The organism is Gluconobacter morbifer G707 (assembly GCF_000234355.1).
Classification (GTDB): Bacteria; Pseudomonadota; Alphaproteobacteria; order Acetobacterales; family Acetobacteraceae; genus Gluconobacter; species Gluconobacter morbifer.
The window spans coordinates 1-24746 of the sequence record NZ_AGQV01000013.1 but is presented as its reverse complement, the minus strand read 5'-3'; the positions used below and the strand labels follow the sequence as shown (position 1 = coordinate 24746).

Here is a 24746-nt window from a genome sequence, read left to right as displayed (position 1 = left end):
AGGTCTCCGTAACCCCATCAGGAAGACCGTTTACCTCAGCAACACGCCACCACTGACAGGCATCCCCGAGTTCCCGCGCCGCAATATGGAACAGTGAAATACCCCCCGCAAAAGCCTGCGGCCTGACAAGCATCATGCCGTTCGTATCGTCATTCCACCACAGCCAGTCCCCGAACATCAGCTTGACCGCCGATGAATCCAGCCCGCTCGACACCTTGACGGAAACCGCATTGGTAATCGTGTCATAAGCCGGCCCGGCGGCAATCATGTACACGCCTTCTCCAAGCCCGAACGCCGCCTGCGCAGTGTAAGACGCACTATCCGTCACACCATGCAGCAGACCCACGCCACAGCCCTGTCCCCACCCCGAACAGCATATCCGCCGCCCAGCAGACCTGAAGCGTGTCGAACACGATCTCATACAGAAAATCCCGCCGGTAAATCGCCTGGTTCTGCATGGTGTCCACATCCTGCACGTCCAAAAAACGCAACTGCGCCGAACGTCCGTCCAGCGTCGTGATCCAGTTCAGACCCGCCAGCGCCGTATCGAGCGTGGAAGACAGACCTTCCCGAACCATCGCATCCGCCGTCCAGACAGAAACCCGATACCGTTGCGCCTGACGCCGGCTGACTTGGACGGACTGCCCATATCCCGCCATACGGCCCTGCAGCATATGCCCCGGCACCCATACCGTATCGCCCTGCGCAACCGCTCCCTCCAGCATTCCCGCCAGAACGGACGCCACACCAGCCACCGTGTCATCCGCCTTCACCGCAACCGCACAGGACGCGAGCGCACCAGCCGAACCATCATCCAACCAGAGCCCCACAACTCCACAGGCCTCCGTCCCATCCGGCGGAAAAATGATCCGCACCGTCTCCCCATCTTCCCTGGAGACACTGACAGTCGGAGAAATCCGCTCCAGAACCTCCCAGGGCTGTCCCAGAGGCTCCGCCCAGCCGGATGCCTCATTCCGGGACGACGCAATAGTTGCAGTAACGAAATTAATTTCGTTCCGAACAGATTCAGCCGTAAAAAGATCACTCGGCAACAGCCACCCGCGACGCACAACCGTCTGACGCCCCGTAACCGACACGCCTGAAAGACCATCCGGATAAAGAACCGTCGCACAGCAATAGGCCAGCGCCAGCCCGATCCCCGAGGCATCCGCCATCGCTTTCCTCCTCAGACCTGCTGCATCGACATCGTATAGCGGATGCCATAATCGGACATCTCCACCGCATTGACCGTGTAGGTCGTTCCCAGATCCGTCGTCACCGTCATGTACGGTTGAAGAACAACCCCCGGCAGAAGCGGCAGATACAGCAGGAACTGTCCCGGACGGGCCGCACCCGGCACACCACTTCCGGATGCTTCCCCCCGCGCCTTCAGCACAATGGCCGCCGGTGCCCCGCTGACGACCGTTTCCTGCGTTCCGGTCACACCACTGACCGTCACGACCCGACTGCACGCCACACAGAGCGGTGGCCGCAGAACATCCACGGCCGTCACGAAATACGTCTTCCCGTCACAGACCAGAATATCACCGACCAGCGTATCGTCCCGCCGGTCCGTCAGCACATAATCCGCCACAACGCCCCAGTTGCGCTGCCGTGACAGTGAAAATTCCGGATCCGAATCGAAAGCCAGCGTCGGCTGCGCGTAAACCGTCTTCATGGGATCGATCCCGCTGGCCGGCCGATACTGCGCGCCCACACATCCCAGAACGGAAGCCGCTTTTGCATATCCACGGGCAATACGGGACGCAATCAGGCCCTGCCTCATGCCAGTCTCCCTAGATGACGATTTCCCGGCCGCCCTGAAGCTCCAGCCCTCCGGCCACGCCCAGAAACGCACATAACCGCCGCCGCCAGAGCGTGAACAGCATCACGCGGTCCTGAACTTCCCGGCCGTTATGATACCAGCTCGCCGCCTGCGCCGTATCCAGATTGTCCGACACTCCCGGAATGGCCGTTTCCAGAGGATAAAGCTGCGTCAGATAAAGCCTCACCTGCTGAAGCTCCGCGCCCGACAGGCCATTCATCCGCCATTCCAGCGCGCCCTCCACCTGAAAGAAACGCCAGGATTCCTGCCCCGTCTCGCGGGTTCCGATCGCCGGATACCCACAGAACCGACGGACATCCATCTTTTCCCCATCCGTCAGGGGAACCGTCGATAATCCTACCGTCCCAGACATGTCCATCTCCCTGAAAGAAAAGCCCCCGCCAACTGGCAGGGGCCCGGAATAACCTTCGGCAGAATGACCTTCAGAACGTCAGCCCGAGAGCATCCGTCCCGAGACTTTCAATCACCACACCACGTTTGAGATAACTGTTCGTCGCGGTGGGAATGACCGTCGTATCCGCCGTCACATCCGTTGGCAGCGCAAAACCGCCAATCCAGTACCAGGACTGCGCAATGATCTGTCGCAAACGGTCCAGCGGCTCACGCGTCACCATAGCCACACCATCCACCAGCTCGATCAGCGCACGCTCAGCATCGGGAATATCCGAATGCCCGGTCAGCGAGCAGTCACACTCGATCAGCGCGCCCTGCCCCACAAGCAGCGCACGATGGATCGTCCCGGCCCCCAGGGAAGCCTGCTGCGGCGCCTCTGTCGTCGGAATGAACCGGACACCCAGAAGTTCGATAATCTGCCCGGACCGATACTCCTCGGACCCATAGGCCCCGCGATACAGATGCTTGAAATCATCATCGCGGAACAGGGACAGAAGCTGGATGTCATCCACGTAGCAGTGATACGCCCCGTTGATCATCGGCACGTTATTCCGGCGCAGCGTCGCAACACCCGCCAGAACCTGCTGGATACCCAGCGTATCCGCCAGTCCGTTCGCACTTGCGGTCTGAAGGGCCGCCGTCGTCAGACGACCATGCGGACGGATCACCAGCGGCGCCGTCGCCGCCACAACGGCCTGCCCTTCCGCCCCGTCTGCCACGGTCACAGCGGACGAGAATGTCATCTGCCCGGAAACACCGCCCGGCGCCGTCGAAACATTCGTCGCATCCGCCGTCACGCTGACAAGCGTATAGACATCCGATCCGACCGTGACCGTCATGCCATTGCTGGTCCCGACAGACGTCACCTGGCCATTGACAATGACGCGTTCAAAACCGCGAATATCATCCACCTGAATGGTATCTCCATCCGCACCCAGCGCCACACGTACCCGCGTATTGCCGCCCAGATATCCACCCACACCATTCTGCGCCCCACCAAACAGCGTATTGCGCGCCAGCCGATCCAGGGACTGCATCGCCTGAATGCCATTGGTATTGGCATTGGCCAGAAACTGTGACGCAATCCCCACGCCACTCGTCACCATGTTCAGGTCGATCGTATCGCCATACTGGTTGATAGACAGCGTATACTGCTCGATCGCCCAGCCCGACGGGCTGAGACCATTGTCAAAATTCGTATTGCTGCTCGGGTTCATCGGCGTCGTCACCGGTGCCTTCAGGCTCTTGCGCGTCTTGGTCAGGGTTTCACCGATCGCATTGGGAAAAATCTCCCGATCCGCCACCTGACGGAAGCCCAGACGGGATTTCAGCCCGTTTTCAAATTCGCGCGCCAGAAAACCCTGCTGGATGGCCGCCTGCAACTGAACAGGAAAATTATCGATGCTCATTCATTTCATTCCGAAAATGCATTTATGAAACCGGCCCATTACAGACCCCGTCAAATCCGCTCCGGCGTCTCAGCCCTGAGCCAGAAACTGCCACTTGCGCGTTTCGTAATCCGTCTCGCTGGCACTGCGCGCATCAAAGGGTTCGATCTCTCCCGGCCGTGGCGCCGACACACCCATCGTGTTTCCACTGAAAGAGCCGGGCTTCACCATGTTTCCGAAAAGATAGGCCCGCTCACGACGCGCCTGCTCCAGCGCTTCCTCCAGTCCCGTCACTACGCCCGTATCGTCCCGGCCCAGCCCTCCAAGATCAATGAGCCGCACCACATCATCCGGGTTATGCGCCCCGAAACGGACCGCCTCAGCCTTCAGCGCAGCAACAATGACCTCATGATCACTGTCCTGCCTGATACGGTTCACCGCCTCCTCGTGACTGCGCTGCAAAGCCTCCTGTCTTGCACTGGCCTCCGCCATTTCCTGGCGCATTGTCGCCATTTCTTCCTGCGCCTGCTTCAGTGCTTGCCGCAGGGCCACGACATCATCCACGTCTTCATCCGCTCCGGACATCTTACCTCCGTCACACATTACGCTTCCCGTGAAGCATTCCACGTTTCCAGCCGTCGCCATTCCCCTTCAGGGTCGGAACTGCCAGAAGACGTCGCAAACATCCGAACCGCCGTTTCGCGGCTCAGAATTCCGTGGGCCACCGCTGTCATCAGCCCCTGCGCCAACGACAGGAGTTCCGCATCCGTCGCCGGGAACCAGCCCGGCCAGCGCAGCCCCATCCGGCAGTACGGCAGATCTTTCACCAGCCGCCCGCCAAGCCGCAGCCCGTTCTCCAGCACACAGGAAAACCGGCACGCCATCCGGTAAACAGCCAGAAGCCCGCCCTCTCCGTAGGAATGACGCAGCCTGTCCGTCAGCCAGATCAGCGGCTGGCACATCATCTCCATGGCCTTGCCGGACTGCGCGGCCGAAATGCGCTCGCCATGCGCCCGGTTGCCGTGCAACTGCTCCAGGACAACCTGTCGCAGCTCACGGTAATGATCGAGCACCGCCCCAGCCGCATTGCCGTTGATTTCCAGCAGCTTGGCATCCCCTTCCGGTGGCAGCGTCAGGGCGGACGCAGCGCCCCCCTGATGCGCCATTCCATCAGAATACCCTCCCGTCTTGAGCACCAGCGTCGGATCGGACCCGTATTTCAGACCCCGCCCCGCCTAGGACAGCAGGTAATCTGCCTCGATCACCGTATCGATCGCCCGCTCGAACGTGCATTCCCCCTCCGGATCACGTCCTGAAGGCCCCGCAAGATTCCGGATCCAGACAATCGGAACAAACCCCAGCCCATGCCGTACAGACCGGCTCTCGTCCCGGCTTCCCCCCGATGTCCCAACAGGACACGGCACCGACACCGCACAGTCCATCGCCGTCCAGACACGCTGCCACCAGAACTGCGCCCCCAGCAGATCCTCGCTGATCGGATATCCCTGCGCCGCCAGTTCCCGCCCTCGGACAAGAAAGCGCTCCTCAACCCGCAGCAGTTCCCCGCTTGCCTCATCCCAGAACGGCGTCAGATAGGCCGTCTCCAGAAGCGACAGCCGCGGCACACCACCCGAAACCTCGAACAGGATCGCCACGGACCCCACGGAGCCCAGCCGCGCCGCCTCCATCATCAGGGAAGCCAGCCGGGTCTGGGACGTAAAAACCCCCATGGCGTCCCCGACCCTCGGGTCATCCGCCACCAGATGCGGCCAGTGCATGTCTCCGAACAGCAGGGAAACCGACTCATCGACCACCGTCCGGCACAGATTGGTCCGCGCCGCCGGACGCCTGCTGGACAAGGGAATATATTCCCCCCGCCAGACCGCTCCATCGAGAACGGGTGCGGCAGCACATCATACTGCGTACCATCCAGCACACGTTTCAGCGCCAGCAGACGCGCCGTCCGCGCCGACGCACCCGCCCGGTCCGGAGACCGTGGCCCGCGATACCCGCTGACCGAAAAATGACAGAGCTGATCCTCCAGAACCGCAAAACGGCCATGATGAATCACCCGGCCAACCTCATAGAGTGCCGCGACAGGCTCCGCCCGGGCTGCCTTGCCCCGCGCCGCCGTTACAAGCCGCACAGGCGCATGCGCCCGCACACTGCGGATCGTGCCTTCCACCAGCGCCCCACCGAAATTGCGCTCCGCCACGATCCGCTCGGCCCTCCAGTCATCGAAGGCCCGCAAGGCCCGTCCGGCCCAGCCCGCAGGACTGTCCCGCGCAGACAGATCCTTAAGCACATGCCCGATCCCGTCAGCATCGACACCACACACGACAATGCCAATTTCGTCAGACCGGAAATCCTCAGGCCCCGCCGCACCAGACGGATCAACCGACACGATGATCCGCCGCATCCGCGCCGCCACTTCCGCCCGACTGACCGCCGTTACGGCCGCCTCCCGACGGAACGTCTCGATCCGCCACAGCGCACCCTCAACAGCAGCCTGATACTCGCCATGCAGAAACCGCCGCCTTTCCCGCTCTGGCAGCGCCTCAAGCCCCGCCAGATATTCCGGGCTCAGATTCTGCCTGTTGACCGCAGGATTCAGGACCATCGTCGTGTAAAGAGAACGGTCCGGAACAGGTTCTCCGGATTTCGGCTCGATCCCGGCTTCAAAAAGCGCATACAGCCAATGCCCCATCGAAGGCGGATTGGCATCAATATACTCCCGCGCCACCAGCCCGCATTTCTGCGCCAGCCGCATCAGAAGCATGTTGCGCGCCCCGCAACTGATCTGGCTCGCTTCGTTCAGATAAACCGTCGCAAATTCCAGACCGAGTATCTTCTCCGTCCGCTGCTCGTCATCCAGCCCCCCAAACAGGATCGTGGAGCCATTTGAAAACGTCACGACACAATCCTGACGCTCCAGTTTCCAGCCAACGTCCGGAAAACAGAGCCGCATGACCTTCGGAAACGTATCCCGCAACACGGAAGCCTTCAGCGCCGTCAGGCGATGCCGGAATATTCCATGCCGGCTTCCCGGTTCCTTCAGCGTACGGATGACAATGGCGCGGATCAGAACAAACGTTTTCCCAGACCGTGATCCACCCCGCAACAGGATATGTCGTGCCGGGCCACCCAGCAGCCTGACCGCCTCACACTGCCCGTCATTCAGTCTAAAGGGCGCTGTCATCACTGGTAATATTGATGGAAATCGGCCCTCCAGGTTCCTCCTGTTTCAACATCCTGAAACGGGAAGGGCGATGCGCCCGCAGCAGAAACGCCATCAATCCGTCGCTGTAACGCTTGCGCACAAGGGGATTACCGGTCTCAGGATCACAGACCACCTTCCCCGCATAGGTCAGAGGCTCATCGTACCCATCAACAGCGCGACGGCGGGCTTCCGCCTCCATGGCATCGACCGCCTCTTCCAGCGCATCGTCCCACAGCGCCTCAAATTCGGAATCCGTCTCCTTCCAGTGATAAAGCGTACTGCGCTGAACCTCCGCAACACGTGCTGATTCCGAAACATTTCCGCTTATCGCCAGATGCTGAAGAAACTTCTCCTGCCGGCACCGGGCAAGCTCCGACGCGCTGATCTTTTCAGGCTTCTCATCACCCATCTGTCCCAAACCTCTTCCCTCTGCCCCGGGCTTCAACCGCCGGCCAGTCTGCTTTCCCGTCGACTCATCAGGGCCTGCCCCTCCATCCACACCGCCCGGACAGGTGCAGAAGACTGCCGCACTCTCTTTCCCGACCTTCTCGCATCCGTCTCCAGGCGCCGCTGCCGCGCCTCGCGCAGGGCCTTTCCTTCAATGCGCCGGAACGCCACACCGCACATCCGTCCGAGCCGTTCCAGCCCGTGCCCCCGACGCTCACAGGGAATGGCCCGACACCGCACATCCAGCCGCGCCAGCCCGGCTTCAGCCAGTTCGTGCCATTCCAGCTCCACATCCGCCCGGTGATGCGGCTCGCTGACTGATACCAGCGGACAGGCCGTCAGGGCGTCTTCAATCTGAAGAACAACCATTACCTGAGCCCCCACACGGACAATATCCCCGGGTGAAATTTCATTTTTCCGAAGCATTGACCAAACTTCCAAAAATAAAGGCCGCCTCACATTTCGTAAGGCGACCTTATGAATAAAATATAAAGTTTATCAATGTATATTTCTTATACAAAAACCGCGTTCATAATGCAACAAAAAATTTTAACATACCTATTTATATTTATTATTTCTTTGACATCACCACATAACAATGCACCAACTGTTCCAGAATCAACGCACACTGCGCCGAGACCTTCATGCGCGCACGTCCTTCCGAAAGAGCCGGATACAGATGGCGCGCCATGTTGGAAAAAGACATCTCACGCGCCAGCATCATCTCCAGCCGGATATGCGCGCATAACCCAAGCCGTTCACGAATCGCCGTGATCCGCGCAGAGCATTTCCCCCGCCCCAGCATCCAGGTGTGAACATCCCCCCGTTCACGAACCCGCCCATCGGACGGCCCCTCTTCCACCACCCCGATCGCCGCAAAAACATATTCCCGGTACCACCGGTCCGCAGCCGCCACTTCGTCATCCCCGATGTCACCAGCGTCATACATGGCCTGCACGGCATTCACGACACGGACCGCCTGCCCCACAGAAACCATATCGGAATGACGCATCCGTTCCGGCGTCGGTCCAATCCCTTTCCTCATCATTCCCGCCTTTCCGGAAAGATCTTCCCTCACCACACCCTGCATCAGTGAATCTCCTGGATCGTCTCATGGCTTCCCATCGGACGCAGCCCCGGAAACGCAGGCGCAAGATCCGTTCCCCAAAGCGCCTTCCATGTAACGGGATGGCCCGCCGGCAACGCCTCCACAGTATCGCGCTCCAGCCCCGGCCGCCCCGCAACGGACGTAACAGCCTTCTTCCGCCCCGGCTTACGTCCACGGCGTCGCCCGCCCTGCTTCGGCCTCCAGCCATCAGAAGCCAGCATGGCCGCCACAGCACTCGCCGAAACCCGCCGCAGCACAGGACCCGATTTCATCTGACTCATTTTCAATATCCTTCTGATTTTCAGTAGTTTATTACAATTAATGGCAAAATGCCACAAATGGTGGCAAAAAAAACTTCTTCTGGATTTGGCATAAAGCCATTGCTAGAAAGGACACATGGCCAAACACAAGCGCTCGGACACCCTCACCACTCTCCAGCAAGCCATCGGCACACGCATCTCCTGGGCCCGGGAACTCGTCATTCCCAACCAGAGCGAATGTGCCCGGCTTCTGGGGGTCGATGCCTCCACCCTCAACAAGATCGAGCGTGGCGATCGCGCACCCAGCGTCTTCCTCATCGCCGCCCTCTCGAACCGGCTCCGCGTCTCGACAGACTTTCTTCTGAAAGGCGTCCTGAACGGTCGTACCGACGAAGAACTGGCCCTGCGGCTGGCTGCCCTGCACCCAGAACTGGTGCTCCAGCGGCAAGACATGGCTCAGCACACGGACAAAAACACGTCTTCTGACACACCTGCTCCGCCCAAGAGACCAGACGAGGAGATCCACTAGATGTGGTTCCGCTGGATTCCATACGCATTCGTGCGCTCCCCCAGTCAGCCAAAAGCAACATGACCACTTTGCTGATGGAATGAACAAATCAGGAACATTTCCAGTTCTGTACGAAGCATCCTGCATCGCCCGGAAACCTTCCCTTTCCTCCCGGCTCCCCCCATGGCAGCCACCGATTAACGATAAATTAATGGCAATATGCCAAGGGGTCAAGGAACAAATGTGGCGCTGAGCCATTAATGTGCTGCCACAATTTTCCTCATTCCTGCCATAAACCAATTCCGAGCAGCCCCCATAAACAGGCCGCTTTTCAAAAAGACCTGAACTTTACGGCGATTTTCAGAAATATCCGAAAGAAGAACGCGCAGTCATTCACAGTGACTGATCAAATTATACAAACAGAACAGGCCGCTCTTTTTCGAAAATTCTGCTTTTTCGTCAAAAATTTCCTGTCAGCCACAAAACCGAATCACGTTCCCCAAACAGGGCGCACTTCTCCCGACAGAGCCCAACCCGCTCAAGTCGTTCATCGCGGAGAAGTCCTACTCCTCCAACCCATTCAGTTTTCGTGAAAAAAGCCGTCACCAACCAGACAGCCATCGCCCTGGGACGCAGAAGAGACAGACCTCTTCCGCACTCGCAAGTCGCGTCCTCACTCGTGAATCGTATCCAGATCCCCGAAGCGAGTATATTCACCCTCGAAGTACAGCTGAATGGTCCCCGTCGGACCATGACGCTGCTTTTCAAGAATCAGTTCTGCCTTGTTGTGCACAAGCGCCATCTTGCGCTGCCATTCTTCCGTCGCCACCTGGAACTTCTCATTGCTGTCATAAGCACTGTCCTTGGGCTGGCGCTGCTGAAGATAGTATTCATCGCGATACACAAACATGACCGCATCCGCATCCTGCTCGATCGAACCGGATTCGCGCAGATCCGACAGCATCGGCCGCTTGTCCTCCCGCGATTCCACCTGTCGCGACAGCTGCGACAGCGCAATCACCGGTACGGAAAGCTCCTTTGCAATCGCCTTCAGCCCCTGCGTAATCATCGAGATTTCCAGAACACGGCTATCCGGCTTCGTCCCGATCGCCGGCCGCATCAGCTGAAGATAATCCACCACAACCAGACTCAGTCCCTGCGTCCGGGCGAGGCGCCGGCACCGGGTCCGCATAGCGGAAAGCGAAATGGCCGGCGTATCATCAATATACAGCGGCAGCCTCTGCAACTCGCGTGACACACGGACAAACCGGTCGAATTCCTTCTGCCCGATATCGCCACGCCGGATCTTCTCACCCGACACCTCCGCCTCACCCGAAAGGATACGGGTCGCCAGCTGCTCGGAAGACATTTCCAGCGAGAAGATCGCCACGGACCCTTTCGGCTTTTCCCCGCTATCCTCAGCCTCGCGCATGATGGCCTTCGCCGCCGAGAACGCAATCTTGGTCGCCAGCGCCGTCTTGCCCATCGCAGGACGCCCGGCGAGAATCAGCAGATCCGAAGGATGAAGCCCACCCGTCCGCTTGTCGAAGTCCCGAAGCCCGGAGGTCAGCCCGACAACATCTCCCGTCCGCAGAAATGCCTTTTCAGCAACATCAATGGCCCCCGTCAGCGCCTTGCCGAAAGACATGAACCCGCCTTCCTGACCACGCTCGGTCGCCAGCTTGAACAACGCCTCTTCGGACGCCGCGATCTGGTCCGTACCATCGAGGTCAGGCCGTCCCCCAAACGCATTGTTGACGACCGTCTCGCCAATATCGATCAGTTGCCGCCGGACCCAGCAGTCATGAATGGCCCGGCCGTAATCGCCCGCATTCACAATCCCCACCATCGCCGTCAGCAGCCTGGCCAGATAGGACGGGCCACCCGCAGCATCCAGAATACCCGTATGCTCGAACTCGGCCCGCATCGTCACCGGATCAGCCAGCTGCCCCCGCTCGATCCGCCGGGCAACAGCCTCATAAATGCGTCCATTGACCGGATCGGCAAAATGAGCCGGCTCCAGAAAATCGGAGACACGCTCATAAGCCTTGTTGTTCGTCAGGATGGCCCCGAGCAGAGCCTGCTCCGCCGGAATATTGGACGGCGGAGACCGACGCAGCAATGCGCTCAGCCCCCCATCGTCAGAGGGGGCGTCAGAGACAGTGGAGGTGGGGTAGGATTCGATCGTATTCACGGCGCCCTTCTACCATCGCACGCCTGCCAAATCAGCGACAGAATATGCATCCGCCTGGCAGGAAAAGCGTTTCATCCCGCGAAACCCCAGTTTTCCGCCAGTCTCCAGAGAAGGACAGTCCTCATGACAGTTCCCTCCGCCTTCCGCGCAGATCTCTCCCGCCCCAGTCCCCCGGAGACTCTGACACGCCCCCAGAAAGCGCTCTGGTGGGCCGGAAAACAGAACTGGCAGAAAGCCCATGACTTGGTCCAGGAGGCCGAAGGCAACCCGGAATGTGACCGGATCCACGCTTTCCTGCACCGTCAGGAAGGTGACCTTGCAAACGCCCGTTACTGGTATCGCCGCGCCCACACATCCATGCCCGACCTCACCCTTCAGGAAGAATGGCAGGTCCTCGTGCAGGATATGATCGGCTGACCCTCTTTACCGGGGATTACTCCGCAACCCACCCATCCTGAGCCAGCGCAACACCTGCCAGATACAGGCTCCCACAGATCAGGACCCGGGCCGGATCGCCCCCTTCCCGCGCCAGACGCGCCAGCGCCTCCCGAATGGTCGGCCCCGCCAGCGCCACGCCCCCGGAGGCAGCCACGATCTCGTCCACCGTCATGGCCATGTGCTGTCCCTCTTCAGACACAGCCTGCACACTCGCCGCGCGCCGCACGATGGGACTCAGGAAGCCACTGGCATCCTTGCTCTGCTTTACGCCTGCAATCACATGCACCGGCCGGTCGGACCAGCCATCCATGACCGCCCCGATGATTTCCCCCGCCCCGGGATTATGACCACCATCCAGATAAAGCTCCCACCCCTCCGGCAGAAGCTGCGCCAGATGTCCTTCAAGCCGCTGCAACCGCGCTGGCCAGCGCGTTGCTGCGATCCCTGCATAAGCCTCTTCCGGAACCGGCAGGCCGGACATGCGCAGCGCCGCCACAGCCAGAGCCGCATTCCCCGCCTGATGCGGCCCCTTCAGCCCCGGAGCCGGTAGAGACAGGTCTCCCGCCGCATCCCGGTAGGAAAGACCATGCGCTGTCTCCGCAAAGGTCACATCCCGCCCCAGCACCCGGAGCGGCGCATCCTTCTCCGCCGCGCGCGCCTGGATGACCTCCAGCGCCACATCATCCTGAACAGCGGAAACCACAGGCACGCCCGGCTTGATGATCCCGGCCTTCTCACCCGCAATCACATCCAGCGTCTCCCCGAGAAACGCCTGATGATCAATGCTGACCGGCGTAATCACACAGACGGCAGGCTTCGGCACGACATTCGTCGCATCCAGCCGCCCTCCCAGTCCGACTTCCAGAATCACCAGATCCGCCGGCACACGCGAGAACAGCAGGAACCCCGCCGCCGTCAGAACTTCGAAAACCGTGATCGGCGCCCCGTCATTGACGCGCTCGATCTCCTCCAACACCCTAACCAGCGTGTCTTCGTCCACCAGCTTTCCCGCAACCCGGAACCGCTCCGTCACATCCACCAGATGCGGACTGGTCATGACATGGACGCGCCATCCTGCGGCTTCCCCGATGGCCCTCAGATTCGCACAGGTACTGCCCTTGCCATTCGTCCCCGCCACATGAACCACCGGCGGCAGATGCCGCTCCGGATGGCCGAGCCGGGCCAGCAATGTTTCAAGCCGCCCCAGCGAAAGATCGATCAGCTTCGGATAAAGATCCTGCAACCGGGCCAGCACAGCCCCCGGACGCCCCCGGTACTCACTCGACAGCTTCACCGGCGCACCCATCTCCCTGCTCATTCAGGCAGCCGCTTCGCCTGATTCCGATTTTTTCTGCCGCGTCAGCAGCCCGAGCAGCCGTCCCAGCAATTCCGGCAGTTCGGAACGCTTGGCCACAATGTCCACCATCCCGTGTTCCTTCAGATACTCGGAACGCTGGAACCCTTCCGGCAGCTTCTCACGCACGGTATCCTGGATGACACGCGGCCCGGCGAACGCAATCAGTGCATTCGGCTCGGCCACATGCACATCCCCCAGCATCGCGAAGGAGGCCGAGACTCCTCCCGTCGTCGGATTGGTAAAGACCACGATGTAAGGCAGTCCCGCCTCGTGCAGCAGCTGCACACCGATCGTCGTCCGCGGCATCTGCATCAGGCTGACCATGCCTTCCTGCATCCGCGCGCCACCCGACGCGGTATAGATCACCAGCGGAGCCTTCTGCAGCACCGCCAGACGGCACGCCGCCACGAAAGCCTCGCCCAGAGCCGCCCCCATGGTGCCAAGCAGGAACTCGGGCGCCATCACGACCACGACAGCCTTCTGACCCTTGATCCGCCCATGCGCCACCACCAGCGCTTCCTCAAGATGGGACTTGGCGCGCGCATCCTTCAGACGGTCCGTATAGCGCTTGGAATCCTTGAACCCGAGCGGATCGACCGGCATCTTCGGAAGCTCGATGGTGGTGTATTCCCCGTCATCGAACGTCCATTCCAGCCGCTCACGCGCGGATGCCCGCATGTGATGACCACAATGCGGACAGACCTTCTCGGATTTCTCCAGTTCCTTGACGAGCATCATCTGCCCGCAGGATTCGCAGTTCGTCCAGAGATTGTCAGGCACGTCCCGCTGAAGCAGGCCACGCAGCTTGGGTCGGACGTAGTCGGTCAGCCAGCTCATGTCGTCTCGTTACTCTCTGCCCGCCTTCAGGACGAAGGCCAGAATTACAGGTCAGGACCTCTCTTCTCAGGCCCGCGTTCTCTGCGGCGTTTTAACCCCCGCGAAGCATTTGCGCCAGCCTTGTCCAAAACGCTCCCCCACAATTCGACAAAAATGTGCCATGCTTCTCCCAGCAGCCATGCCGGTCCCCTGCGCGGCCGATCCGCAACTCCGGCGCTGTTATGGATACCTGATCCGAACACGATCGGCACCAGCGACCCCGAAACGGTCGCCCTGCATGGAGGAACACATGTCAGACAGCTTTACAGAACTCTCGTTCCAGCGCGCTCCGAATCTCAAGCCCGGATGGTTTATCGGAATCGGCGCCTTCTTCATCGTCCTGGGCATCCTTGCCGCCCTCGACACCGTCAGCACGACTCTCGCCAGCATGGTGATCCTCGGAACCCTCATGATCATCGGCGGCATCGCGCAGGTCATCCAGAGCTTCGCCCATAACGGCCTGGTCCCGGTGCGCAACCAGTGGCTCTCCGCCCTGATCGGCGCCCTCTACATCGTCGGCGGCCTGCTGATGATCGAAGAACCCGCCACCGGCTCCGTTTTCGTGACAGCCATCCTCGCCGGCTGCCTGATCTTCGCCGGCCTCGCCCGCACCTTCTGGGCCGCCGATCACCGCACCGTCAGCGGCTGGGGCCTCCTGACCATCAGCGGCATCTTTACCCTGATCGTCGGCATCGGCCTCTACATGACGCTCCCCTGGTCCGCCCTCTGGCTGATCGGCATGCTGATCGCCTTCGAACTGCTGATGGTCGGCGTCGCCACCCTGCTCTTCGGCATTTCCCTGCGCGACGGCACAGCCTGACCCGCACCACCAGAAAACCGCCGGAACGAAAAGCGCCCCGGACCACACCGGTCCGGGGCGCTTTTTGCATCCCGCCACATCAACAACGACAGATCAGGCCCGCACAGCCGCCGCAAGCCCTTCCAGCTGCTTCAACACCGCAGGCACCGTCTCCGGCACGGCCTGTCCGTCCTTCAGCGTCCCCGCCATCGTCTTGATCAGCGCAGACGCCACAACCGCCGCATCCCCGATACGGGACGCCGTCCGCGCCTGCTCCGGCGTGGAAATCCCGAACCCGATCGCCACCGGCAGTTCGGTCGCCGCCCGGATACGCGGCAGGGCCTTCTCCAGCTCCGTCGCGCTCGCACTGTTCGTCCCTGTGATCCCCGTAATACTCACATAATAGACAAATCCTGACGCATTCCGCAGCACATGGAAAAGCCGCGTGTCCGACGTCGTCGGCGCCACGAGACTGATGATGTCCAGCCCCGCTTCCCTTGCATGGGCATCCAGCAGATCCGCCTCTTCGCACGGCACGTCCACGACGATAATGCCATCCACTCCGGCCTGGACCGCATCGAAGCAGAATTCCGCCGGTCCATAGCTGTCAATCGGGTTCAGATATCCCATCAGGATGACCGGCGTCTCATTGTCCGTCTCCCGGAACGCCCGCACCATCTCAAGTGCCCCGCCCAGCGTCGCCCCGGCTTTCAGCCCACGACGCGCCGCAGCCTGGATCGTCGGTCCATCCGCAGACGGATCGGAAAACGGCACGCCGATCTCGATCAGGTCCGCTCCCGCCGCCGGCATGGCCTGCAATAGGGACAGGGACGTCTCATAATCCGGATCATAGGCCTCGAGATAAGGAATCAGGGCGCCACGTCCCTGTTCCTTGAGGGCCGCAAAACGGGCCTGGATGCGGCTCACAGCTGTACTCCCAGATGATGGGCGACGGTGAAGATATCCTTGTCTCCCCGTCCCGAAACATTGAGGACGATAATCTGATCCTTCGCCATCGTCGGCGCGATCTTCATGACATGCGCCAGCCCATGCGCACATTCGAGCGCCGGAATAATGCCTTCCGTCCGCGTGCAGAACTGGAACGCCTCCAGCGCCTCGTCATCCGTCACGCCGACATATTCCGCCCGCCCGATATCACTCAGCCAGGAATGCTCGGGCCCGATCCCCGGATAATCCAGTCCCGCGCTGATGGAATGGGCTTCATCAATCTGCCCGTGTTTGTCCTGAAGCAGATAAGTCCGGTTGCCATGCAGCACACCCGGCCGCCCCCGTGAAATGGATGCAGCCGTCTTGCCGGTGTCCAGCCCATGTCCTGCAGCTTCAACGCCAATCAGCCTGACAGACTCATCATCAAGGAACGGATGGAAAATCCCCATCGCATTCGAGCCGCCACCGATGGCCGCCACGATCACATCCGGCAGACGCCCCTCGGCCCGGGCCATCTGCTCCTTGACCTCATTACCGATCACCGACTGGAAATCCCGGACCATCTCCGGATACGGATGCGGCCCGGCAACCGTCCCCACAAGGAAATAGGTGTCCGCCACATTGGCCACCCAGTCCCGCATGGCCTCGTTCATGGCGTCCTTGAGCGTCCCGGCCCCAGCCGTCACCGGCTTCACCTCCGCCCCAAGCAGATGCATCCGGAACACATTGGGCTTCTGACGCTCGACATCCGTCGCCCCCATGTAGATGACGCATTTCATGCCGAACAGCGCACAGACCGTCGCCGTCGCCACGCCATGCTGCCCGGCACCCGTCTCCGCCACGATCCGCGTCTTGCCCATCCGGCGCGCAACCAGGATCTGGCCCATGACATTGTTGAGCTTGTGGGACCCCGTATGATTCAGTTCTTCACGCTTAAGGTAGATTTTGGCTCCCCCAAGCTCCTCCGTCATACGCCGGGCAAACCACAGCGGGCTCGGACGCCCCACATAATCCCGGTAATAATAATCCAGCTCTTCGCGGAACGCCGGATCAGCCTGCGCCGCGCGATAGGCTTTCTCCAGATCCAGCACCAGCGGCATCAGCGTCTCCGCCACGAAGCGACCGCCAAAAATACCAAACCGCCCCCGGTCGTCCGGACCGGAGCGCAGGGAATTGGGCAAAGAAGATGATGTGGTCGTCATACCGCACTCTGTTCCGCTTGAAGGCTTTCCAGCGATACCAAGGGCAGCCCCCAACGTCCATCCATGCACTTCTTTTCAGGGATTATTGAGATTTAGCGGTCCAGAATCAGAGCGGCATCTTGCGGTCATGCTCCAGTCACGACATGAAAAGCCCTCGGTTTTTTCGCAGAGGATGTCTTCCCGATGTTTCTGGTCCGCCCCGCCGGCACTCCGGCCCGTGAAGCCGGCCCGGACACTGACATCAGAAAAACCATATGGATCGACCTGATCAATCCCACCCCCGTGGAGATCGCGGATGCGGAAAAAGACCTTCAGGTCCACATACCCCGCCGCTCCGAACTGGAAGAAATCGAAAGCTCCTCCCGCCACCGCGAACAGGACGGCAACCTCTACCTCTCCACGCCACTTGTAAAACGCACGGATGACAGCGCCTTCTCCCTGCCCATCGGTCTTGTCCTGACCGGGAACGGTCATCTGATCACGGTCCGTTACGCAGACTACTTCGCCTTCGATACACTTGGCCGCCGTCAGGCAGAGCGCCCTCCCGGCACGCCCGAACCCACAGCCATCGAACTTCTTGTCGAAGTCATTGAAGACATCATCAACCGGCTGGCCGATGTTCTCGAAGGGCTGGCTCGCGCGCTGGACACCGTCTCCCGCCGCGTCTTCAATGCCGATCAGCCGCGAAATCCCGCCCAGACCGGTGAAATGCTCCGCATCACCCTGCGTCGCCTCGGCCACGCGGGAGACCTCGCCTCCATGATCCGGGACAGCCTCCTGGGGCTGGATCGCATGCTGATCTATGTCGGGGACCGCGCGGACAAGACGAGCGCCGACCTGAGCAATCGCGTCAAGGTCGCCTCACGCGACATCTCATCCCTGAACGACTTCGTGGCCCAGACCGTCAACAAGGTCCAGTTCCTGCTGGATGCCACACTTGGCTTCATCAGCATCGAACAGAACGACGGAATGAAAGTCCTCACCGTCGTCAGTTCCATTGGCATTACCCCGACCCTCATCGCCGGCATCTACGGCATGAACTTCAAGTTCATGCCGGAACTGGGATGGAAATACGGCTATCCCTACGGCCTGTGTCTCATGGCCCTGTCCGTCATCCTGCCCCTGTTCTGGTTCTGGCGCAGAGGCTGGTTCGGCGCCCGCTAGACGTCTTCCCGAACCCGCAGCCCTTCTCCCACAGGCACCTCCGGCAGAACGGAACGCTGATAGGCGACAGGAAACTGCCGCAACTGCTTTTCCCAAAGCACGGGATTTCCATTCCCGTCCTTGGGCAATACGACGCTATCCACCCCGCAGCGCTTCAGGAAATTGGCCTGATCCGGAAGAATATGCCCTTCCGCCCGGATTTCTCCACCATACCGCAGATATTCCCGCAGTTCCCGCGCCTGCGTGAAAGCGCGCCCGTCCCGGAAAATCGGAAACTGCACCACCACAAGCTCCAGCCGGTTCAGATAGGGCTTCAGCTCCTCAACCTCATCCGCATTGTCCAGCAGAACGGCTCTGGCCTCGCCATGCTCCGCAAGCTCCGCCAGTGACACCAGGGCCTCATGCACCCGCGCCGTCCGCGCCCCGAGTTCAAACAGTTTCATAAGCCGCCTCCCTGAAGGGTACATCCCCCAGCCGGTCCAGCGTCTGAAGGAAAGTCTCGCCCGGCTGCCGGATTCCGAGATACCGCTCCACGATCCGCGCAATAGCATCAACCGTGTCATCTTCGGGCAGAGCCGCTCCGAGAATGGACCCGATCGCAGCCTCGTTCCCGGCGCGCCCCCCGAGCGTGATCTGGAAAAACTCCTCGCCGCGCTTGTCCACGCCCAGCAGGCCGATATGCCCCGCATGGTGATGGCCACACGCATTGATGCACCCGGAAATGTTGATCCGCAGAGCCCCGATTTCCGCCTGCAACGTCGCATCGCCAAAACGCGCGCTCAGTTTCTGCGCAATCGGAATGGACCGCGCATTCGCGAGCGCGCAATAGTCCAGCCCCGGGCACGCCACGATGTCTCCAACCAGCCCGTTATTCGCATCCCCCAGCCCGATCTCCCGCAGGCTGCACCACAGATCATAAAGCTGATCCTGCCTCACATGCCCCAGCACAAGATTCTGAAGATGCGTGATACGGATCTCTCCGAAGGAATGTGCATCCGCCAGATCCGCCAGACGCCCCATCTGCGCCGACGTGACATCTCCCGGAATGCCCCCGGTCGGCTTGAGCGACACAACGGCAATGATATGCCCCGGTGCACGATGCGGATGCGTGTTGCTGCGCACCCATTGGTCAAACCGTGGATCTTCCGCCCGCTGCTGCGCCAGAATGTCTTCCGCATCGACAGGCGCCACCAGTTCAGGCGAAGCAAAACGGCTCCGGATGGCCGCGACAGCCTCCGGCGTCAGCCGGTACCGCACCATGTCCATCTGCGAAAGCTCTTTTTCCACAGCCTCCCGATACGCCTCGATGCCTATCGCCTCGACCAGGATCTTGATGCGGGCCTTGTAGATATTGTCCCGTCGGCCATGCGCATTATACACGCGCAGAATGGCCTCCAGCGTCGCCAGCAGATGATCTTCGGGCACCGAATCAAAAATTTCTTTCCCGACAACCGGCGTCCGCCCCAGACCACCTCCGACGAAGATCCGGAACACCGTCCGCCCTTCAGCGTCCAGCCGCGCCAGAATACCGATGTCATGAAAACGCGCCGCCACCCGGTCATTCGGGCTCCCGGAAATCGCGATCTTGAATTTGCGCGGAAGGAACGTGAACTCCGGGTGCAGCGTGGACCACTGTCGCAGGATTTCCGCATGAATCCGCGGATCCACCAGCTCATCCGCCGCCGCACCGGCAAACTCGTCCGCCGTCACGTTCCGGATACAGTTCCCGCTCGTCTGGATGGCATGCATGTCCACATCCGCAAGAGCACGCAGGATATCCGGCGTGTCTTCCAGCCGCACCCAGTTGAACTGGATGTTCTGGCGCGTCGTGAAATGACCATAGTCACGGTCATACGTCCGCCCGATTTCCCCAAGCTTCCGCAACTGGCGGCTGTCCAGAATCCCATACGGAATGGCAATACGCAGCATGTAAGCGTGAAGCTGAAGATAAAGTCCGTTCATCAGCCGCAGGGGTTTGAACTCATCCTCGCTGAGCGTCCCATCCAGACGGCGCTGGACCTGCCCTTCAAACTCGCTGATCCGCGCCTGAAGGAAATCCCGATCAATCTGATCGTACTGATAATGGCCGACAGGCGTCGTCACTGTTCGGTCTCCACTGCAAACTGGGGATGAACGGTTGGTCCGTGCGCGCGGATTTTCTCCCGCACTGTCACGGGCTCAGCAGGCGTCGTGTCACGCACGGCCACTTCATAGATCCCAACCACCCCATCCCGCTGGGACGTTTTCTGCGCCTCTTCAAGAACCTGCTCGGCGCCATCGGGATCCAGCAGCAACGCTTTGGCAAGTCGTGGCTCCCAGGATCCGCCCGTTCCCCACCATACGATCCGGCCATCCAGAAGGCGGTTCGCGGTCAGAACCAGCTTTTCCCCGGAAGAAAGACGCACCGGACGCTTCATGCTTTTCCTCCCTGAAGGCTGCCAGTCTGCAGAACGGCCACCAGCATGGAAAGATGCCTGTCTCCCGCCTCACCTCTGGATGAAAGCTTGAGACACTGTCCGCCCGGAACAGAAATCAGAAGGGAAAAGATTTTCATAATGGCACCAATATTGGTCCATTATGATGAATCATCCAAGATGCCTTGGAGAAATTTCGTTAATTAAATTAATAACTTTCCATGAAAGTTATATAGAGAATGAAATAGGCGCCCGGTTAGGCCGCGTCATGCCGGCATCCTCCGCCAGCCGCAGCAGGTTTTCCAGCGTCACCTGTGTCATTTTCGCTGCGACTTCATCGTCGATTGTCTGCCAGAAAGGGTCCAGCACCTTTCCGCTCAGTTCGTTAGGGCTTTCCTCATCCGCATCCCGCTTTTCCGTCACCGTCCGAACGATATCGTGCAGTGTGATCGTCCGCGGCGGACGGCCCAGCCTGTAGCCCCCTTTGGGACCACGCACGCTGTCTAGAAGAGCGGCCCGTGACAGAGCCTGAAGCACCGGTTCAATGCCCCGGCGCAACATGTTCCCACGCTTGGCAATATCAGCCCCGCTGACCACCCCGGATCTGCCTGCATGAAAAGCGACATCCAGCATGATGGAAACTGCGGTCAATGCACGATCATGGCGGAGATACATGGTGGCAATCCGTTTCATTATCATTTTGAGGAAAGGCAGAAGCCATATTCCGATATAACTTCGTACATCTGTGTTTTCCCCGACTGCCTGTCAACCAACAGACAATGAACGCATCGCAGAAAACAGTATCCAGATAGCCGAGCCATATCTTTCACCGCTTCACATAAGTCCGATGATACCGATGCCCGAGAGACGTCAGTACTTCATAGCCAATCGTCCCGGCCGCCTGCGCCACATCATCCACGCTGCGCCGCGGTCCGATCAGATCCACCGTCATGTCCTGGGAAAGCAGTCCTTCCGGTACATCCGTCATATCCACCGACATGGAATCCATGGAGATCCGACCAATAACCGGCAGACGATAATCCCCGAACCAGACGCACCCGTCTTTCGCTCCATGGCGGGAAAAACCATCCGCATATCCCGCACCCACCGTCGCAATCCGCCGTGGTTCCAAAGGACGATAAGTCAGCCCGTAACCCACCCCTTCACCCGGCGCGAGATCGCGGATCTGAAGAACATGCGCCTGCAACCGGACAACCGACTGCAACGGGTTTGGCTGTGTTGCACAGGGTCTCAGCCCATAAAGTGCGGCACCCGGACGAACCAGATCCAGATGATAGTCAGGTCCCAGAAAAATCCCGGATGACGCAGACAGGCTCAAAGGCGCTGCCGGTAAACGGGACGCCAGACGAAGCATGTTCTGCCGCTGTTCCGAATTCGCCCGATTTTCAGGTTCATCTGCACAGGCCAGATGACTCATGATGAGCGTGGAATGAATGCCATCAAGAAGGGCCGCTTCTTCGGAAAGCCGTTCAACATCCCTGTCCGACAAACCAAAACGGGACATCCCACTATCCACCTGTAAGGCAGCTTCCAGAGACCGATCCATTTTCCTAGCCTCGTTTCGCCATGTCTCAATCTGCTCGAGACTGTTCAGGACTGGCCGCAGATCATACCGCACGAAATCCGCCGCAGCCTGGGGACGCGGTCCATGCAACACCGTGATGCGCGCATCAGGAGAAACATGCTCCCGAAGAATGATGCCCTCATCCACATGCGCCACGAAAAACTCTTTTGCTCCCGCCTTTTCCAGCTCAGGCGCAACATAGGCCGCACCCAGACCGTAAGCGTCCGCCTTGACCACCGCACTGCAGATGCTGTCCGCAACCCTCTCTTTCAAAGTCCGGTAATTGGCCACAATCGCTGACAGATCGACTGTCAGGCACGCACCTGCACGATAGGAAGGCCAGAGGCGGGAAGCAGAAGAGATCAACATGAGAGAATCCTACACCTCATGCCGAAGAAATTTCTTGCCAAAGAATGGAATTTTCTGACTTAAATCACCAGAGATATGCAAAATTATTCGATATAAAACAGAAAATTGCACCATGATCTTCGATCGGACCACAGAATCGATCCTGCGTTTCCTTCAGCATGACGGACGCATGAGCAACAATGAGCTGGCCGCACGCGTCGGCCTCTCTCCGTCCGCCTGCCTGCGCAGAGTCAGAACCCTTGAAGAAAAAGGAATTATCCGGGGCTATCGCGCCATCATCGATGAGCGCTCAGCCCACAACCTGACAACCGTCATTGTCCAGATCACGCTTGAAAAACTGACGGATGACGCTCTCCGACGGTTCGAGTCCCGTATCCGGGAATGCGTGGATATCCAGGAATGCTACCTTATGACGGGAGAAGCCGATTACCTTCTTCATGTCGCCGCACGAGATCTGGCCGATTACGAACGTATTCTTAAAGAAGAACTCTCACGACTTCCCGGCGTCGCCCGCATTCAGAGCAATTTTGCCATTCGTCCGGTTGTCCAGCGCTGGAGCTCTCCTCTGCCGTCACAGCCCCCTGAATAGGAAACAGGCAAAGAAAAAACTTGCAGCAATTGAGAATGCATCTTAATAAGATTTCCAGACTTCATCGTCCTTCAGAGTGAAAGCTGGACACACCTCATGATCGTCTGTTCGTGTAACGCACTTTCTCACCTTGATGTAGAAGCAGCAATTCAGAACGGCGCCTCTCGTCCCGCCGAAATCTACACCGCCCGTCAATGCCGCGCCCAGTGCGGCAACTGCGTTTCAGGCCTCGTATGCCTTCTGCGAAAAGCCTTGCAGGAAAAGGCGGCCTGCCCTTCGAAAAGTCTCGAAGTCCACTAACGAACCAGACAAAAAAATGCCCGGACAAGCCGGGCATTTGCAATCTTCAGTCCTGGTCGGGCGCAGGCGCGGAATTTTTCTGGATATACCGCTCAATTCCAACCTGTCGAATAAGATCGAACTGACGATCCAGAAAGTCTTCGTGCTCTTCTTCGTTGACAAGAATTTTCAGAAGAAGATCACGGGAAACATAGTCCCGGACACTTTCGCAATAGGCAATACCTTCCCGAAGATCGTCAATCGCCTTCTTTTCCAGCTTGAGATCACATTCGAGAATTTCTTCAACACTCTGCCCAATCAGAATCTGATTGAGACGCTGCACATTAGGCAGACCATCCAGAAAAAGAATACGTTCGATCAGCCAGTCCGCATGACGCATCTCTTCAATGGATTCGTCATACTCTTTCTTTCCCAGCAGCGTCACACCCCAGTGACGTAACGTACGGGCATGCAGGAAATACTGGTTGATAGCCGTCAGCTCATTCGTAAGCTGCGTATTCAGGTGTTCGATAACCTTCGGATCTCTGATGGCCATTATTATACTCCTGCACTCACGAGATTAAGCGAACCAATATACCCCCCTTTTGAGTAGAGACAAATAAAGGAAGTATGAACGGCACAAGGCCGACGAAGACCTATTCTTCTGACACGTCAGACAGCAATGCTCCCAATTATCGGCAAGATCGCCTGCCCGTCAGAAAAGCAAGGCTGCAGGTACACCAGCATCACAACAAGAACCACCGACCATACAAACAGCACAAGCCATAATGACGCTCGACACGGCAGCAATGTGATAAGATATCGTCGCTAAAAACACGGCGGATTTTCAATGAGCCTTGCAGCATCCACATCGCCTGAAAAATCTGGCGACAGTCATATCGGAAGAACATCAACCCTACTCAAAATATCCGATGGTAAGTGGACGCCGCATGTCAACAACCCTGCCCTTAATGCAACGCCAACCATTCCCCGCTAATCGTCATTTATTGCGCCAAAGGCTATAATCGCAGCTTGCTCCGATGGACTCAGGACAAAAGTCGGACCAAAGCACAATATCTACGTCACCTACATCCAATCGGAAGCCGTGAAGTCAGAACTGTACAAGCAGATTACGGACACCACTTACCGCAAAAAGATGGATGAGCTGGCGAACTCCAAGATCTGCTTAGAAAGCATGAAGATCTCTGACACGATCCTGCTTACACTGAAATCGCCGTCATAAACAAACATTGCAGGGTTATCTGTTCTTCACACCGAACAAGATTCCAGACAAATGCATAAAGTCTTCAACAACAAAAAACCCCGCCTTCTCAATGAGATGGCGGGGTTTTTTAAGAAAGG

The 24746-nt window shown here is 59.1% G+C and carries 29 protein-coding genes and 1 pseudogene; 6 read left to right on the top strand and 24 right to left on the bottom strand.

Translation table 11 applies throughout. The features are described from left to right. Positions 1-97 precede the first annotated feature (97 nt). The 13 genes and pseudogenes from GMO_RS12390 to GMO_RS12335 all read right to left on the bottom strand — a co-directional run. A pseudogene (locus tag GMO_RS12390) lies at positions 98-361 on the bottom strand (phage tail protein); the annotation flags it as partial. Beyond that, positions 318-1175, bottom strand: a complete 858-nt coding sequence (locus tag GMO_RS12385) for a hypothetical protein (RefSeq protein WP_008852773.1) — start codon at positions 1173-1175, stop codon at positions 318-320. The pseudogene GMO_RS12390 and the gene GMO_RS12385, both read right to left, overlap by 44 nt. Before the next feature lie 11 nt (positions 1176-1186). Then, positions 1187-1786 carry a hypothetical protein gene (locus GMO_RS12380; protein ID WP_008852772.1) on the bottom strand — a complete coding sequence of 200 codons (600 nt, stop codon included), beginning with the start codon at positions 1784-1786 and terminating at the stop codon, positions 1187-1189. A gap of 10 nt (positions 1787-1796) precedes the next feature. Next, positions 1797-2198, bottom strand: coding sequence for a hypothetical protein (locus tag GMO_RS12375; protein ID WP_040509713.1), 402 nt, complete (start codon positions 2196-2198; stop codon positions 1797-1799). 70 nt (positions 2199-2268) lie between these two features. After that, positions 2269-3648 carry a hypothetical protein gene (locus GMO_RS12370; RefSeq protein WP_008852770.1) on the bottom strand — a complete coding sequence of 460 codons (1380 nt, stop codon included), beginning with the start codon at positions 3646-3648 and terminating at the stop codon, positions 2269-2271. 69 nt (positions 3649-3717) lie between these two features. Further along, positions 3718-4212, bottom strand: coding sequence for a phage scaffolding protein (locus GMO_RS12365; RefSeq protein ID WP_008852769.1), 495 nt, complete (start codon positions 4210-4212; stop codon positions 3718-3720). Positions 4213-4229: 17 nt separating this feature from the next. After that, positions 4230-4793: a hypothetical protein gene (locus tag GMO_RS14790; protein ID WP_175282626.1), complete on the bottom strand. Its 564-nt coding sequence runs from the start codon at positions 4791-4793 to the stop codon at positions 4230-4232. Between the two features lie 69 nt (positions 4794-4862). Next, positions 4863-5357 (bottom strand): hypothetical protein, encoded by a 495-nt coding sequence (locus GMO_RS14785; RefSeq protein WP_008852767.1) that lies wholly within the window; start codon positions 5355-5357, stop codon positions 4863-4865. After that, positions 5318-6826, bottom strand: a complete 1509-nt coding sequence (locus tag GMO_RS14460) for a phage terminase large subunit (protein ID WP_245528499.1) — start codon at positions 6824-6826, stop codon at positions 5318-5320. The genes GMO_RS14785 and GMO_RS14460 overlap by 40 nt, the downstream gene beginning before the upstream one ends. Then, on the bottom strand, positions 6810-7256 hold the full coding sequence (locus GMO_RS12350) for a hypothetical protein (protein ID WP_008852765.1): 447 nt from the start codon (positions 7254-7256) through the stop codon (positions 6810-6812). Before GMO_RS12350 ends, GMO_RS14460 begins: the two co-directional genes overlap by 17 nt. Positions 7257-7288: 32 nt before the next feature. Then, a complete protein-coding gene (locus GMO_RS12345) occupies positions 7289-7720 on the bottom strand; it encodes a hypothetical protein (RefSeq protein WP_008852764.1) in 432 nt (143 codons plus the stop codon). Between the two features lie 145 nt (positions 7721-7865). Continuing rightward, positions 7866-8384 carry a hypothetical protein gene (locus tag GMO_RS12340; RefSeq protein ID WP_008852763.1) on the bottom strand — a complete coding sequence of 173 codons (519 nt, stop codon included), beginning with the start codon at positions 8382-8384 and terminating at the stop codon, positions 7866-7868. Then, positions 8384-8683: a hypothetical protein gene (locus tag GMO_RS12335; protein WP_008852762.1), complete on the bottom strand. Its 300-nt coding sequence runs from the start codon at positions 8681-8683 to the stop codon at positions 8384-8386. The genes GMO_RS12340 and GMO_RS12335 overlap by 1 nt, the downstream gene beginning before the upstream one ends. 115 nt (positions 8684-8798) lie before the next feature. Between GMO_RS12335 and GMO_RS12330 the strand changes: the two genes are divergently transcribed. Then, positions 8799-9191: a helix-turn-helix domain-containing protein gene (locus GMO_RS12330; RefSeq protein WP_008852761.1), complete on the top strand. Its 393-nt coding sequence runs from the start codon at positions 8799-8801 to the stop codon at positions 9189-9191. A gap of 652 nt (positions 9192-9843) precedes the next feature. Here the strand turns inward: GMO_RS12330 and GMO_RS12325 are convergent. Beyond that, on the bottom strand, positions 9844-11355 hold the full coding sequence (locus GMO_RS12325) for a replicative DNA helicase (protein WP_139064477.1): 1512 nt from the start codon (positions 11353-11355) through the stop codon (positions 9844-9846). 132 nt (positions 11356-11487) lie between these two features. Here GMO_RS12325 and GMO_RS12320 point away from each other — a divergent pair, with 132 nt between their 5' ends. Continuing rightward, positions 11488-11781 carry a hypothetical protein gene (locus tag GMO_RS12320; protein ID WP_008852758.1) on the top strand — a complete coding sequence of 98 codons (294 nt, stop codon included), beginning with the start codon at positions 11488-11490 and terminating at the stop codon, positions 11779-11781. Between the two features lie 16 nt (positions 11782-11797). On the opposite strand, the gene GMO_RS12315 is transcribed toward GMO_RS12320, so the two are convergent. Next, a complete protein-coding gene (locus GMO_RS12315; RefSeq protein ID WP_040509709.1) occupies positions 11798-13108 on the bottom strand; it encodes a bifunctional folylpolyglutamate synthase/dihydrofolate synthase in 1311 nt (436 codons plus the stop codon). A 12-nt stretch (positions 13109-13120) separates the two neighbouring features. Then, positions 13121-13996: an acetyl-CoA carboxylase, carboxyltransferase subunit beta gene (gene accD / locus GMO_RS12310; protein WP_008852756.1), complete on the bottom strand. Its 876-nt coding sequence runs from the start codon at positions 13994-13996 to the stop codon at positions 13121-13123. Between the two features lie 289 nt (positions 13997-14285). Here accD and GMO_RS12305 point away from each other — a divergent pair, with 289 nt between their 5' ends. Next, positions 14286-14855, top strand: a complete 570-nt coding sequence (locus tag GMO_RS12305; RefSeq protein WP_040509706.1) for an HdeD family acid-resistance protein — start codon at positions 14286-14288, stop codon at positions 14853-14855. A 93-nt stretch (positions 14856-14948) separates the two neighbouring features. On the opposite strand, the gene trpA is transcribed toward GMO_RS12305, so the two are convergent. Then, a complete protein-coding gene (gene trpA, locus GMO_RS12300) occupies positions 14949-15761 on the bottom strand; it encodes a tryptophan synthase subunit alpha (protein ID WP_008852754.1) in 813 nt (270 codons plus the stop codon). After that, on the bottom strand, positions 15758-16984 hold the full coding sequence (gene trpB, locus GMO_RS12295; protein ID WP_008852753.1) for a tryptophan synthase subunit beta: 1227 nt from the start codon (positions 16982-16984) through the stop codon (positions 15758-15760). Before trpB ends, trpA begins: the two co-directional genes overlap by 4 nt. A 183-nt stretch (positions 16985-17167) precedes the next feature. Between trpB and GMO_RS12290 the strand changes: the two genes are divergently transcribed. Next, positions 17168-18148 (top strand): magnesium transporter CorA family protein, encoded by a 981-nt coding sequence (locus tag GMO_RS12290; protein ID WP_008852752.1) that lies wholly within the window; start codon positions 17168-17170, stop codon positions 18146-18148. Here the strand turns inward: GMO_RS12290 and GMO_RS12285 are convergent. The 5 genes from GMO_RS12285 to alr form a co-directional block, all read right to left on the bottom strand. Next, positions 18145-18591, bottom strand: coding sequence for a DUF934 domain-containing protein (locus tag GMO_RS12285; protein ID WP_008852751.1), 447 nt, complete (start codon positions 18589-18591; stop codon positions 18145-18147). The genes GMO_RS12290 and GMO_RS12285 overlap by 4 nt on opposite strands. Next, positions 18578-20251 carry a nitrite/sulfite reductase gene (locus GMO_RS12280; protein WP_008852750.1) on the bottom strand — a complete coding sequence of 558 codons (1674 nt, stop codon included), beginning with the start codon at positions 20249-20251 and terminating at the stop codon, positions 18578-18580. The genes GMO_RS12285 and GMO_RS12280 overlap by 14 nt, the downstream gene beginning before the upstream one ends. Further along, on the bottom strand, positions 20248-20565 hold the full coding sequence (locus GMO_RS12275; protein WP_008852749.1) for a DUF2849 domain-containing protein: 318 nt from the start codon (positions 20563-20565) through the stop codon (positions 20248-20250). Before GMO_RS12275 ends, GMO_RS12280 begins: the two co-directional genes overlap by 4 nt. A gap of 225 nt (positions 20566-20790) precedes the next feature. Then, positions 20791-21237, bottom strand: coding sequence for an RrF2 family transcriptional regulator (locus GMO_RS12270; RefSeq protein ID WP_040509704.1), 447 nt, complete (start codon positions 21235-21237; stop codon positions 20791-20793). A 151-nt stretch (positions 21238-21388) separates the two neighbouring features. Beyond that, positions 21389-22516: an alanine racemase gene (gene alr / locus GMO_RS12265; protein ID WP_008852746.1), complete on the bottom strand. Its 1128-nt coding sequence runs from the start codon at positions 22514-22516 to the stop codon at positions 21389-21391. A 112-nt stretch (positions 22517-22628) separates the two neighbouring features. Between alr and GMO_RS12260 the strand changes: the two genes are divergently transcribed. Further along, positions 22629-23105 (top strand): Lrp/AsnC family transcriptional regulator, encoded by a 477-nt coding sequence (locus GMO_RS12260; RefSeq protein WP_008852745.1) that lies wholly within the window; start codon positions 22629-22631, stop codon positions 23103-23105. Positions 23106-23201: 96 nt separating this feature from the next. After that, positions 23202-23405: a (2Fe-2S)-binding protein gene (locus GMO_RS14040; protein ID WP_083813683.1), complete on the top strand. Its 204-nt coding sequence runs from the start codon at positions 23202-23204 to the stop codon at positions 23403-23405. Between the two features lie 46 nt (positions 23406-23451). Here GMO_RS14040 and bfr read toward each other — a convergent pair whose 3' ends face one another. Continuing rightward, entirely contained in the window at positions 23452-23940 is a 489-nt protein-coding gene (bfr, locus tag GMO_RS12255; protein ID WP_008852744.1) for a bacterioferritin, read from the bottom strand. Positions 23941-24746 lie beyond the last annotated feature (806 nt).